Origin of the sequence: Pseudomonas sp. ICMP 460, assembly GCF_002723595.1 — a bacterium.
GTDB lineage: Bacteria > Pseudomonadota > Gammaproteobacteria > Pseudomonadales > Pseudomonadaceae > Aquipseudomonas > Aquipseudomonas kitaguniensis.
Map to the genome: position 1 here is coordinate 86,727 of NZ_LKBR01000007.1, position 12,878 is coordinate 99,604.

Annotated in this window: 12 protein-coding genes and 1 pseudogene; 2 read left to right on the forward strand and 11 right to left on the reverse strand. The window is 56.3% G+C overall.

What is annotated here, in order from left to right; genetic code table 11:
* Window positions 1–127: 127 nt before the first annotated feature.
* Window positions 128–3,103: a PAS domain S-box protein gene (locus AO240_RS07245; protein WP_158231389.1), complete on the forward strand. Its 2,976-nt coding sequence runs from the start codon at window positions 128–130 to the stop codon at window positions 3,101–3,103.
* A gap of 206 nt (window positions 3,104–3,309) precedes the next feature.
* Here AO240_RS07245 and AO240_RS07250 read toward each other — a convergent pair whose 3' ends face one another.
* The 6 genes from AO240_RS07250 to AO240_RS07275 all read right to left on the reverse strand — a co-directional run bounded on the left by AO240_RS07250 (window position 3,310) and on the right by AO240_RS07275 (window position 10,257).
* Complete coding sequence (locus AO240_RS07250) at window positions 3,310–4,596, reverse strand: McrC family protein (RefSeq protein WP_099235786.1); 1,287 nt, start codon at window positions 4,594–4,596, stop codon at window positions 3,310–3,312.
* Complete coding sequence (locus AO240_RS28875; protein WP_256585878.1) at window positions 4,593–6,851, reverse strand: AAA family ATPase; 2,259 nt, start codon at window positions 6,849–6,851, stop codon at window positions 4,593–4,595. The genes AO240_RS07250 and AO240_RS28875 overlap by 4 nt, the downstream gene beginning before the upstream one ends.
* A gap of 166 nt (window positions 6,852–7,017) precedes the next feature.
* Window positions 7,018–7,581, reverse strand: a complete 564-nt coding sequence (locus AO240_RS07260) for a TetR/AcrR family transcriptional regulator (RefSeq protein ID WP_099235788.1) — start codon at window positions 7,579–7,581, stop codon at window positions 7,018–7,020.
* A gap of 159 nt (window positions 7,582–7,740) precedes the next feature.
* Window positions 7,741–8,442, reverse strand: a complete 702-nt coding sequence (locus tag AO240_RS07265) for a glutathione S-transferase family protein (RefSeq protein ID WP_099235790.1) — start codon at window positions 8,440–8,442, stop codon at window positions 7,741–7,743.
* 123 nt (window positions 8,443–8,565) lie between these two features.
* Window positions 8,566–9,192, reverse strand: a complete 627-nt coding sequence (locus tag AO240_RS07270; RefSeq protein WP_058411908.1) for an FMN-dependent NADH-azoreductase — start codon at window positions 9,190–9,192, stop codon at window positions 8,566–8,568.
* A 123-nt stretch (window positions 9,193–9,315) separates the two neighbouring features.
* Complete coding sequence (locus tag AO240_RS07275) at window positions 9,316–10,257, reverse strand: alpha/beta fold hydrolase (RefSeq protein ID WP_099235792.1); 942 nt, start codon at window positions 10,255–10,257, stop codon at window positions 9,316–9,318.
* A 93-nt stretch (window positions 10,258–10,350) separates the two neighbouring features.
* Between AO240_RS07275 and AO240_RS07280 the strand changes: the two genes are divergently transcribed.
* Window positions 10,351–10,935 (forward strand): ABATE domain-containing protein, encoded by a 585-nt coding sequence (locus AO240_RS07280; RefSeq protein WP_099235793.1) that lies wholly within the window; start codon window positions 10,351–10,353, stop codon window positions 10,933–10,935.
* 46 nt (window positions 10,936–10,981) lie between these two features.
* Here the strand turns inward: AO240_RS07280 and AO240_RS07285 are convergent, their stop codons facing one another.
* The 5 genes and pseudogenes from AO240_RS07285 to AO240_RS07300 all read right to left on the reverse strand — a co-directional run bounded on the left by AO240_RS07285 (window position 10,982) and on the right by AO240_RS07300 (window position 12,876).
* A complete protein-coding gene (locus AO240_RS07285) occupies window positions 10,982–11,353 on the reverse strand; it encodes a hypothetical protein (protein ID WP_099235795.1) in 372 nt (123 codons plus the stop codon).
* A 127-nt stretch (window positions 11,354–11,480) separates the two neighbouring features.
* Window positions 11,481–11,789, reverse strand: a complete 309-nt coding sequence (locus AO240_RS07290; protein WP_099235796.1) for a putative quinol monooxygenase — start codon at window positions 11,787–11,789, stop codon at window positions 11,481–11,483.
* Between the two features lie 236 nt (window positions 11,790–12,025).
* Entirely contained in the window at window positions 12,026–12,280 is a 255-nt protein-coding gene (locus tag AO240_RS07295) for a bacteriocin immunity protein (RefSeq protein WP_099235798.1), read from the reverse strand.
* Between the two features lie 8 nt (window positions 12,281–12,288).
* Window positions 12,289–12,357: pseudogene (locus tag AO240_RS29260) on the reverse strand (HNH endonuclease); the annotation flags it as partial.
* A gap of 249 nt (window positions 12,358–12,606) precedes the next feature.
* Window positions 12,607–12,876, reverse strand: a complete 270-nt coding sequence (locus AO240_RS07300) for a bacteriocin immunity protein (protein ID WP_099235800.1) — start codon at window positions 12,874–12,876, stop codon at window positions 12,607–12,609.
* Window positions 12,877–12,878: the final 2 nt, after the last annotated feature.

Below are 12,878 nucleotides of genomic sequence, written 5' to 3' on the forward strand. Positions count from 1 at the left end.
TGCAGCCAGCTCAAATCACGGCTCAACTCTCACGTTAAATCGTACGGTGGGAGCGGTCAGGCGCAATCTGGCGGAAATCTTTTGAACGCTGAACATTCACTTTTCGAGTAAACCTGCGATGCCAGATATGTCGGTCGATATTGTGTGCCCCTCTGAATTGGCAATCGACCAGGCGGACATAGCGTGCATGGGCGCGATCTCTGCGTTGCTGGAAACCGTGTGCGGTATGACCGGGATGGGCTTTGCAGCGGTTGCCCGCGTGATTCAGGGTCGTTCAATGGCCTGCGCGGTGCGCGATGCCATCGGTTTGAATGTGCAGCCGGGCGATGAACTGAAGTGTGTGCCTGCCATTGACCACCAGGCCGGCACAGCCCATCAAGCGGCACTCATCAGCAACCTTGCCGAGCACCCTTGTCATCCGAGTCTTCAGGGGCAGGGGTTTCAGAGCTATCTGTTCATGCCCATCGTCTTGAAAGATGGCAGCCTGTGGGGCGGTCTGTGCGCGGTGGATCCACACCCGGCCCGCCTGGATAACCCACCGGTCCTGGACATGGTCAAAGGCTTCGCGCATCTCATTGCGTTGCATCTGGATGATGCCCGGTGCGACCGGTTGCACGCCGCCGAGCGCCTTCAACACAGGTTTCAGCTTGCGTTGGAAGATCAACTGCGAGCGCTTTCCAATCCGTTGGAGATGATGGCGCGGGCCGCCGCACTGCTCGGTGAGCACTTGGGCGTCGATCATGTCGGCTTCGGCGAAATGGATGACACGCAAACTCAGGTCTCAGTGCTGCGCGAGTGGAATGGGGCAAAAGCCGCCTCGATGCCGGGTACGTGGTGTTTGGATGATTTTGCACCCGCCTTTAGTGCGCAGTTGAAGCAAGGCCAGACTGTCGCGCTGCAGGATGGCCACGAAGATTGGATGACCTCGGGTCCAACCCCGGCGTTCAACGTCATCAAGGCTCGTGCGATTCTTGGCGTTCCATTCGTTCGAGCGGGTCGCCTGCTGGGGATCTTGTTTGTTCACCACGCACAGCCGCGCACGTGGGACGAGGCCGAAGTGGCGATCGTTGAAACGACGTGCGCGCGCCTGTGGTCGATGCTCGAAAGTACGCGCGCCGATGCAAGGCTGCGCGAAAGCGAAGAGCGGCTGCGCGTCATATTTACCAGCGCTACGGTTGGCTTGTCTGAGGTCGACCCCGCAGGCCGCTTCATTCGAGTCAACAGCGAACTGTGCCGTATTCTTGGGCGTTCTGAAGCAGAGATGCTCCAGCTAGGTGTCGCAGACATAACCTATGCCGAGGATTTGCCTCCCACCCTTGCGGCAGTAGAGCAGGCGATTCGTACGGGCAGCAGCACTGCCCTGGATAAGCGTTATTGCCGCCCCGACGGCTCGTTGGTCTGGGCCAACAGCAGCATCCAGCGCATTGTTGATGCGGCAGGATTGCTTGGAAACCTGTTGGTGGCCACGGTGGATTTGACTCAGCGCAAAGACGCGGAGGAAGCGCTGCGGGCCAGTGAGGAGTTCAACCGTCGTGTACTCGCAAGCTCGGCTGACTGCATTAAAGTGCTCGACCTGGATGCCCGCCTGGAATTCATGACCGAGGGCGGCATGTGTGTGATGGAGGTCGATGACTTCGGTGCCATTCAAGGCGCGTGTTGGCCTGATTTATGGCAAGGCGAGGAGCACGGCAAGGTTTTGCACGCCGTGGCCGAGGCTAAAGAAGGCCGGATCGGCCGCTTCCAGGGTTTTGCCAAGACCATGAAAGGCGCTCCGCGTTGGTGGGATGTCATCGTCACCCCGGTGATGGGACCCAATGGCGTCCCGGAAAAGCTGCTGTCGACCTCGCGTGACGTGACCGCAACCAAGCTTGCGGAAGTGCGCTTGCAGGAGTTGAACGATACGCTTGAGGTCAGAGTTCAAGAGCGCACGGCAGACCTTCTGTTGACGCAGGAAGCTCTGCGCCAGGCGCAGAAGATGGAGGCGGTGGGCCAGCTCACAGGCGGCCTTGCGCACGACTTCAACAACTTGCTGGCGGGCATCTCCGGCAGCCTTGAGCTGTTGCAAACCCGTCTGCGTCAGGGCCGGTTTAATGAGGTGGACCGCTACATTGACGCTGCACAAAGCGCGTCAAAACGAGCCGCCGCGTTGACCCACAGGCTGCTCGCATTCTCGCGCCGACAGACACTCGACCCCAAGCCGACCAATGTGAATCGACTGGTCTGCGGCATGGAAGACTTGATTCGCCGCACGGTAGGGCCATCCATCCAGATTGAGTTCGTCGGTGCCTCGGGGCTTTGGCTGGCGCTGGTCGACCCGCCGCAGCTTGAAAATGCACTGCTGAACCTGTCGATCAACGCACGCGACGCGATGCCGCATGGCGGGCATATTACTATCGAGACCGCGAACCGGAGGCTGGGCCTGGAGGCTGCGCGCCAACTCGATATGGTCGAAGGTCAGTACTTGTCGGTGTGCGTCACCGACACCGGCACCGGCATGTCACGCGATGTGATGGAGCGCGTATTCGAACCGTTCTTCACCACCAAACCGCTTGGCGAAGGCACCGGCTTGGGCCTCTCGATGATCTACGGCTTTGCCCAGCAATCCGGCGGGCAAGTGCGCATCCAATCAGAGGTAGGCAACGGTACAACCGTGTGCATTTATCTGCCCCGCCATGACGGGCCAGACGATGCCGAATCGGTTGAAGAACGCGCCTCGATGCCTAAGCCTTCAGTGCACGAGGCCACGGTGCTGGTGGTGGATGACGAGCCGACCGTACGCATGCTGGTCACGGACATTTTGCGAGATCTGGGCTACGCGGTTCTGGAAGCGAGCGACAGTGCCACGGCCTTGAAAATTCTACGGTCGGATGTTCGCATCGATTTGTTGGTAACCGATGTCGGTCTGCCTGGAGGCATGAACGGCCGGCAAATGGCGGATGCGGCGCGCGAAGTCCGCCCTGGTCTGCCAGTCTTGTTCATTACGGGGTATGCAGAAAATGCAGTGATGGGCGATGTTCTGCTGGATAAAGGCATGGCCGTTCTGACGAAACCCTTCGCGGTCGACGTCATCGCTTCGCGTATACGCGAGATGATTCCGTCTTGAAGTTGCCGCTAGTTAGATGGGAGCACCCTGAGGCGGTGGCCGAGTGTTGCCGTTCAAGAGGGCGTTCTATCCCCAAGTGCGACCTCTATTCACAGCTGCATGAGAGTTGCCTTTAACCTAGCTGTCGTCCGGCCGAGGCTGAACTGCTCAATGGGCCCATGTTCACTCATGCACCTCACCTCCTGTTGCGCCAAGCGCGGCCATTCCTAGTCGGCCTGACTCAGGCAGCGAGTGAAAGCCACTTCATTGCCTGCCAAAAGTACGTCTTCATCCAGATCAAACGGCAACACCCATAGCTTAAGCTCGGGGCTGAAATCAAAGGGGGGTAAAGGCTGCGAGAATTGAGCTGTACGTGGATAGATCAACGCTAACTCACCCCGTCCAGCCAGATACCTCTGACCATAGGCAAACAGCTGATAGAAGTCTGCCTGGCTAAGGCCGTACTTGTTTTGGCTATCGTTTTCATCCAAACGCTTCCATTTAGTATCCAGTACCCAGGCGTACTGACCCAGCTCCAGCAGCAGGTCCGGCTTCAGGCGGAACATCGCCGTGTCATTGTGCTTGCAGAGGCTATGTCGGGAAGGCTGCGGCGTAAGACGCGCGCCAGGAACGAGGCAGCGGCGCAGCCAGCCCTCCACGTACTGTTCGAATAGCTTTTCCATCGGAAACAGCAAACTCATGCCGCGCCATTGGCCGTTTACAGCAATTGGCATCTGCTGGTTGAGGATAAGTTCGCACCACGGCTTGATCGCCTGGTAATGCGCCATCAATCGGTCATGGCTCCATGCGCGTAAATCCTGGCCTACATATCGACTGGCAGGAACCTCCGACACCATTACGCGCAGCTCATGGGCCAGGCGCCAGTTGTCGGCATCGCGCGTACTCTTGGCGACTTGCTCCAGCGCCAGCTTGAGCAAGCGATTTTCAGCGCGGTCCGGAAGGAATACATCGTGGCGAATCTGAAACCGGTGTTGGCGTCCAGGCGGTTGACGCATCTGCGCCACCACATCGAGCTGGCCACGCAGAAAACGCTGCTCTTCTTCGATGCGCTGGTAATCGAAGCGCATGCCACGCTTGATCAGTAGATCCAGCTCACCGAGAAATTGCCCCATCACCCATTCGCTGAGTGACTTATCGAACAGTTCGAGGCTCGCCATAGAGGTCTCGCGGGGCTTCAGTTGCAAAGCGTTCTGAATCAACTTGCGCAGCAACGCGCGGCTCTTATGTTCACACGCTCCCCGCTCATGGTGCTTGGGCAGAATCTCCAGACGCGTTCCGCAAGGTGTTTCCAGAACGCCCACGTATGAATCCCACTTAAGCTCACAGCGCCCTTCCACATGCAACAGCGTGGCACCATTGCGTCTGAAGCCTGCGCTAAGCTCGCAGAGCCAGTCGAAGGCACTTGCGGAAATCTGCGCCCGGTCGGGGTTGCCGGGCGCGACCGCTGCCGTGGTCAGGTGAGCGTACTCACGCACGGTTACGGGTGCGCTCACGCGTCCACCTCATCATGGTCGGCTGACGGCACTTCTGCTCCAGCATTGACTGCGATGACCCCGGCATAGGCCGACGGCCGCTTGAACGCCGCCTCGTTGATCCGCCACCCTCCAACTTGAGCCGGTAAGTTGATCGTGCCGAACAATGCCGTTACATCTTGCACGTCTCGCTTCGTAAAGCGGTCAGGCTTCGGCTTGCGATGGTCATTGAGGACCCACTGGATCCTTTGCCAATCCTCGAAGAAGTACTCTTGCAGCAGCGGCAGAATCTGGTTGCGAAAGATCAGCTCAAGTTTCACCAGCAAGTCGCCGTCTTCCAAGCCTTCTTCTTTCAGCGGAATAAAGTAAGCGTGACCCAGGCAGTGCTCACGATCGAGTAGAACCTCAATGCGCTGGTTCATCACGCGCAGCAGTTGGCCGATATTCACCCCAGCCACCTCAATGCAATCCAGCAATTTCGGTTGAGGCGGCATCTCGCGGAAAGCAAAGCGCCGGCGCAGCGCAATATCCAGCCCCGCGAGAGAGCGGTCTGCGGTATTCATGGTGCCGATCAGGTAGACATTATCCGGTACGCTGAAATGCCGTCTCGAATAAGGCAGCACTACCTCGAGCGCTTCTGCGGCACCCGCACGCTTGGACGGCTCGATCAGAGTGATCAACTCGCCAAAAATACGCGAGATGTTGCCTCGGTTTATCTCATCGATAATCAACACATAAGGCAGTTTTTCCGCAGTCGCTGGCTTCTTAGGCTCGCTGGTAAGACTGAAGCCAGCCTGCTGTAGCCCCTGCTGTAATTCAGGCCAACTGATACGACTCATGGGATACACAGTTTTCAGTGTCAAACCACGACCGCCATTGAGTGCAGTGATGTCGAAGTCAATATCGCTCAGCAGCCAGTTGACCGGGAGACGCTGCACGTAGTCCTTGCGAACCCCCTCTGGCACAGCTGGGTTGTATTCATACTCCCCAGACACCACGCCAACCCCGCAAATACTCTTGCGGGTGCCGAGGCAGACCAACACATCGCCCTCTTCAATTTCTCTTCCGAAGCTGGATAGTGAACTTTGATCATTGCTACCCAGCTTGAGCGAAGGATCGGCAAGATCGGCCTGCCGAATATCACCGACCTTATGCCAACCGATACGCGCTTCGCCGTGCTGGAAACAGTAGCGCCTGGTTCGCCCGTCACCGCTCGCCTCCTCAATGGAAATTTTCCAGATGGTCGGGTCTTTCTTCAACCCAAGCTTCTGCTCCAGAACTGGATCGCTGCGTGCATCAAGGCACAACTGCACAAAGACGCCCTTTGCCACGTCGTAAGCCAATGAATCGCTGGGGTTGCCCTCGCTGTTAGGTGGCAAAGCCCGCAACCCTTCAACGAAATCCTCATAGCTGAAGCTCTGATGAAAGGTTACAAAGCGCACGCGGTCAGCCGCCGCGAACCGGTCGAACTCGGTCTTCAAACGTTTGCGAGACTCAGGGCCATCGCCACTGTTCTGCGCTAGGAACTCTGGCGCCAAGATAGCCAGCGTCTGGTTGATGGCGTTGTAGGTTTTACCTGTACCAGGAGGGCCAAAAAGTATTTGATTTAACGGTGGCTTAAACGCTTCTTCCTTGGTTTGGCCTGCAATCTCCCATGCATCAGTCGCTTCCTCGTCATCAGGCACTTCCTCCAAGGAGTCCCACAAATCAAATCCATAAGCCAAAACGGGTTTCTCACCACGTTGTTCCAGCAAACGTGTATAGAGATCAGCCTGAGCAACCTGCTTATCAGCCTCACCAGCAATTGCGCTCAGGCTTTTGTATTTGTAAATCGGCAACACGCAAGGGGTATTGACATCCTGATATATGAAAGCGATCTTCCACTTCAGCACATGCTCCAAATCAATCTCTTGAACGAGCGACAATTCTCCTTTCCAGGCTGCGTTCGCAACCTCGATGATTCTTGAATGAATATTTCTAAAAGCCTCATCAGCAGAAGCTCCGTACTTCTTTTTCCATGAGTACACCTCGCCCGCCTGCACATGAGCTCGCGGCCCCTTTGGCTCATTTTTACGCTCGTACAGGCCCAGCTTGGAGGAATCACCGCCTTTTATTGAACCAAGCAGCCGCCCCAGACCAAATTCTAACCAATAGGTAAACGTGTCCTGATCACCGCTCTTGTTATAAGTACTTGGCGTCAAATTATTCAGCGCCTGGCGAGGCCAACGCTGCAAAAATTTTTCCCAAGCCTGTTGCCGTTCTTCAGATGTTGCCATGAGATTCTTCCCTTATTCTTTTGGCAGTAATAGCTGGTCGAAGGTAGGCGGGCTCGAACCACCGCCTTCAGCCAGGAGTCGACATTACCAAGTAATGTAGTGATGCTGAGTTATTGAGGTAGGCGAACGGCTGGTTCAACAAACGTCTGAATCAGGCAGCTGTCAATTACGCAGGCAGCGGCCCATACGCACGGTACGCATCAATCAATGTATCGAACAGCGCGATGTCCGACCTGCTGCGCGCGATGAGCTGAGCGCCCGCCACGGCGGAAAAAATAGCGCGCGCGCGGGCGTCGCTCTCAGCCGGTTCGCAGACGCTTGCCGCGACCAGTAGCCTGCTCAACCAGTCCACATTGACCTGGGTAAATGTTTGAATCTCGTGGGACATTTCGGGGGGTAAACTATCGGTTTCAGCCCCGACGAAACTGCCCAGGCACAGGCGATTATCCGCTTCAAGCGAGCGACGAAAAATCTCGGGGAATCGGTGAAGGGCTTCGATGGCGTTCGGGGTTTGCTCAGAGATGGTTTCAAGCGCAGCGGCGCCGTCCTCCCAATAGCGTTTGGCAACAGCGACACCCAAATCGGCCTTGCTTGCGAAGTGGTAATAAATGCTGGCTGGCTTGATGCCAACTTCTTGCGCAAGGTCGCGAAAATTCAGGCCGTTGTAACCCTGTGACTGGGCGATGTTCCTGGCGGCCGTGAGTATGGCTTCTCGGGCGTTGGTGCTCATTGTCGTGCCTTTCGCACTTCGGGCGAGTTTCTGAGGAAGCAGCGTATGTTAAAGCAAAAAACTAACATAGGTTAGGCAGGCACGGTCGGGGCGCGTAGAACCGATGTCATATCGCGCCGAGACCACCGTGTGCTGGCCGCCCCGGCGCCTGATCAGGCATTAAACGCTGGGCGAATCCAGTTCGGGTATGCCACTGCTGCGATCAGCGTACGCCGCTTGAAAGCTCGGCCGTTGCTGCCAGCGCTTCCAGTAAGCGTCCAGATGCTCGAAACGCTCATCCAGCGGGGTGGCGTTGACCGGGAACTTGGAGAAGGCGATGGCGGTTGCCAGCGTGATATCGGAGAACGTAGGCTCCGCGCCGCCCAAAAGCCATTCGCGACCATCCGCCAAATGACGATTGACCAATGCCGCGTGGGTGAGTGCCTCCTTGCGGCAGTGCTCACCCCATGCCTCATTTTTGGTCAGTTCGAGCTTGAACCCGAGCCCCGTGTGCAGCACATGAAACGCCGTAACGATGCGATAAAGAATGTGCACCCAAATGCGGTTATCCCACATGTTGTCGAGCCCCTGCTGCAGGGCGTCATCACCCATGATCTTGCGGCCAGGGTAAGACTGATCGAGAAAGCGCACGATGGCCGGCGTTTCTGAAATAAAGCCGCCGTCTGCCAGTTGCAGGGTCGGTGTTTCACCCCATGGGTTCATGTTCAGATGGCGCCAGCCACGTTGCTCCCCACCCGGCGCCATGTCATAGATGATTTCATCGAACTGATCGGCGATCCCTTTTTCATGCATGAACAAACGCAGCCGCTGAGGGTTGGGGAATGCCGACGGGGAGGTAAACAGCTGCAATTTCGAATTCATGACCATCTCCTGGAGTGAGCGAAATCAAACCTAACGTTTGTTAGGTAGGCAAACCATAGGGCTTCGAAGGGCGCTCGTCAATAGGCTACCTAACATTTGTTAGGTAGCGCTTATCGCTCCAATTCACACCCGTTCGCTGGCCAGCTTCGAGGCTTCGTCCAGCGCTGCGGTAAAATTGGCGTCTGCCGTCGCAGCCTCCCCGAGCGTTGCTTCCGACAGCACCGCGCTGATCGCCGGAATACCCACCATCCGTGCCCAGGTTTTGAGGTAAGCGACCTGATGATCGTAGGCGTCGGTTGGGTAGTCTTCCCCCAGCGCTACGCCGCGGGTGGCGAACACCACCACCTGCTTGCCTTTAAGCAGACCCTTCATGCCTTGGGCATCGAAATCGAACAGCACGCCGCGCTGTGACACCGCGTCAATCAAATGCTTAAGGCGGTAGGGAATACCGAAGTTCCACATCGGCACGCTGAAAACAATGACGTCGGCTCGGTGGAAGCGCTCGCCCAACGCATGAATCTGTTTCCACACAGCCTCTTGCTCAGCGCTCATTGGCACGCCTTGCAGGTCTGCATATTTGGCATTCAGGGCAGGGCCGTCGAAGGGCAACAGATCGGTGGTCCAAACGTCCAGCACATCGATGCTGGCGTCGGGATGAAGTGAGGTTACGGTCTCAAGATAGCGCGAGGCCAATTTCAGGGAAGCGGAGCGCTCCCCGCGTGGAGAGCTGGCGATGTGAAGAATATGCATCGGTTTCATTCCTGTTGGGGCAGCGGCAGAAGTGCTTCCATTTAGTCCACTGCGCTGCCGCTGATGTTCCCGCAAAACAGGTGGGTTGAGCCGCGAACTTGCCCCACCGCTGAAGCCTTGCCGCTACTTGATGTTCTTGTCCAGAAACTCACGGATCACCGGAATGATTTGCTTGCCGTGGGTTTCGAGCGCGAAATGCCCGGTGTCGTAGAAGCGAATGTCCGCCTTCGGCAGGTCGCGCTTCCACGCCTCGGCCCCGGCCGGAAGGAAGAACGGATCGTTCTTGCCCCACACCGCCAGCAGCGGTGGTTGGTACTTGCGAAAGTAGGCCTGGAAGGCCGGGTACATTGCTACGTTCGAGGCGTAATCCAACACCAGGTCGAGCTGAATGTCGGCATTGCCAGGCCGCGATATTTGAAGCCCTTCCAACGTGTAGCCATCGGGTGAAACCGAGCTTTGGTCGGCAACCCCTTCAAGGTATTGCCACTTGATCGAGGCCGGTGTCGGGAAGTCTTTGAGCGCGTCGCGGTTCTGCTGCGTCGGTGCGTGCCAGTACGTTTGGATAGGCGCCCAGCTATCGCCCAAGCCTTCCTCGTAGGCGTTACCGTTCTGAGAAATGATCGCGGTCACCCGATCAGGATGGGCCACAGCGAGGCGCCATCCCACGGGGGCGCCGTAGTCGTGAACCATCAGCGCGTATTTACCCAGCTTGAGCTGTTCGGTGAACTGGCCGATGGTCTTCGCCAATTGAGTGAAGGTGTAGGCGTACTCGCCCCGGGCAGGCGCTTCGGTGAAGCCAAACGCCGGCAGGTCCGGCGCGATTACGTGATAGCGATCGGCAAGTTGCGGAATAAGCTCGCGGAACATAAACGATGAGGCAGCGAAGCCGTGAAGCAGCAATACCGTCGGTGCGTCGGGGTTGCCCGCCTCACGGTAGAAAACTTTCACATCGCCCACTTGCTCGTAGCGGTAATGAACCACGCTGGTCGCGTTGGCCGACTGCGCACCGCCAGCCAGCAGGGAAACCGCAAGGCCTGCCGCTGCAATCGATTTGGGAGAGGTCATGGTGACTCCTTATGTAACCTTTAAAAGTTGAATTTGAAGGTTACGTATGTTTTTGGTAACCTGTCAAACTTAATTTATTGGTTACAGGGCGCTATGAATCCGACCAGCACTTCTTCCAGCCCACTTTTTTTGGCGGACAACCTCGCCCTCGATTTCATCAACAGTGAGTACGGCGTGGGTGAGCAACGTCACGACAGCTTTACCGATGATCAAAGCGTCGCGCGCTGGCTCAAGCTGGCAGGGCTGTTGCCTGAGAGTGCAGGCCTGACGGTCCAGCAGGGGCTGCTGACCGAAGCTCGCACGCTTCGCGACAGTGCGAGGGTTTTGGTTAATGCTGCACTGAAAGGCGCCTCAGCCGATCTCACCTTGATCAATCAGGTGCTGGAAGCGGGGCGCCCGGTGAGCAGGCTGGAATGGGATGGCCAAGCGCAGGCGTTCCGCCTCGGCGTTCATCGAACCGACGGCAGCCCGGCAAGCCTGCTGTGGCCTGTGGCCGATGCCTTGGTGAGCCTGGTCACGAGCGAAAAATTCGAATTCGTTCGCCAGTGCGAGGCGCATGACTGCATTCTGATGTTCCACGACCTGAGTAAATCGCACCGCCGCCGCTGGTGCAGCATGTCGACGTGCGGTAATCGCATGAAGGTGGCGGCGTTTCGTTCCAGGCAGAAACCTGAATAGGGAGAGTGCGGCGGCTTAGGGCGCGCCGCAGGTAGGGGCGAGGTTTTTACGGCTGGCAAAGCTTTTGAGCGATTGCATCCAGGTCCCGATCAAAACTGGCGTTCTCCGCTGCACTCAAGAACCCCTGCTGCTTCACAAAACGGTCAGACTGTAATCGTATGTCTTCTATGCGATTGAACATCTGTTTGGCCTGTGCCTCAGTAATTTTTCGAGCCTTTCGCGAGGTACTGATATCGGCAATCAAAACATTGCCACGTTCCGAAATGTGGGCTTGCCGGATGTCGGTGATTTGGCCACCCGTTTTGCCTACCCATGCGCGTTGCTCCTGCAGGTTGCAACTGGGTAGATCAAGCCCGCGGTCTGCGGCCATGCTGCTCAAGCTCAATGCCGACAAGACCAAGATGTAGATATATTTCATACACTGACCCTTCTTCAATTCACTTGACCCATTTCACCACGGCGGCAACGTATGCCGGGTGTGCCCCCAAGCCTGTACCCGTGACGTTGCGCGCGTGCCGTGTATGCCGGTTTTGCACGGATTACTGCTAGAGCGTACTGCCCGGCAGCTGATTTAACCGAAACTGCTGCATGGGCTCCGCGAGGATCTTTTCCAGTGCTGGCATGGCGTTCGTCAAGGTGGGCGCTTTCATATGCGCTTGCAGCGCGGCTTCGTCGTCCCAGCTCTCATAAGAGATGAAGCGCGTAGGGTCCTCAAGGTCAGTCAGTAGCGCATACGCTTGGCAGCCGGGCTCTTGCTGGAAGTGCGGCAGGGCGTCTTGCAGCAAGCTGTGTAGCTCAGCTTCCTTGCCGGTTTTAGCCTTCATGATTGCGACGACGTTTAGAGGCAGAGTCATATCTCATGTCCTGTTGAGGTCAGCTCCGTGGTGGAGCCATCAGTGCTTGAGACAGGGCAGAAGGTGGATTCATTCAGAAAAATCGTTGGCGCTTCACAGTTGACTGCGTGCAGGCGGTGTAGGCAAAGATTTTCCTGCATCTGCCTTGGGTTTTGCCTGTCATCCTGGTGTTTTCTGTGTGATGGAAAAATTTCTCCGCGCACGAAAACCAAAGGAATATTGCCTCCAGGGAAATCTCACGCTTTAAAGCCCGGCAAGCCGTTAGCCGCGCGCCATTCCTTGATCGTTTTAGTGATGCCTTCGGCGGATGTATCGGCTCCCGGCTGCGGGTAATAAATCAAGTCTGATACTGCTGGATGCCCCGTGACGTTTTCGAACGTTTCCAAAAGATCAGCAAGAACATCATCTGAAGCAGTGCTGCAAGTATTGATCAAATGATCTAACTCAGAAATAAATCCGATCTCGGTGTATTCAGAAAAGGCTTTTTTCATTGGTTTTCCTATCGATGGATATCAATGTAATTTTTCTGCGTGTTCACTCGCAAATTATCAACGTCATAAAGAGCGCCACCGTCCTTTCCAAACCATCAATATGTCTATCAGCCATCACCGGGTCAGTATTCGTATTTTCATCAACTCGCAGCACGTCTTTCAACGCACCACAGTTGCCACCAAACGGCGCTTGTGAATTTGAAGTGTCAGCTCCAGGAACCAATTGGCATCTGCCTTGGATTTTGCCTGCCGCCCTCGTGTTTTCTGTGTCACGGAGAAATTTTACCGCACGCGAAAACAAAAAAATTACCGCATTCAGGGAAACCTCACGCTTTAAATCCCGGCAAGCCGTTAGCCGCTCGCCATTCCTTGATCGTCTTGGTGATGCCTCCGGCGGATGTATCGGCTCCTGGCTCCGGGTAATAAATCAAATCTGCTCCGCTGGGATGACCGATAATCTGCCTGAAATGAAATAGCAGCTCATCCGCACGTTCATCAGTAGGCGCTTTATCTTCTTTCCGAATCTCATCGATAAGACCTATGAACTCTTCTTCGGAGTAAGCCGAAAAGCTGTTTTTAATAGATGCATCGCTCATGC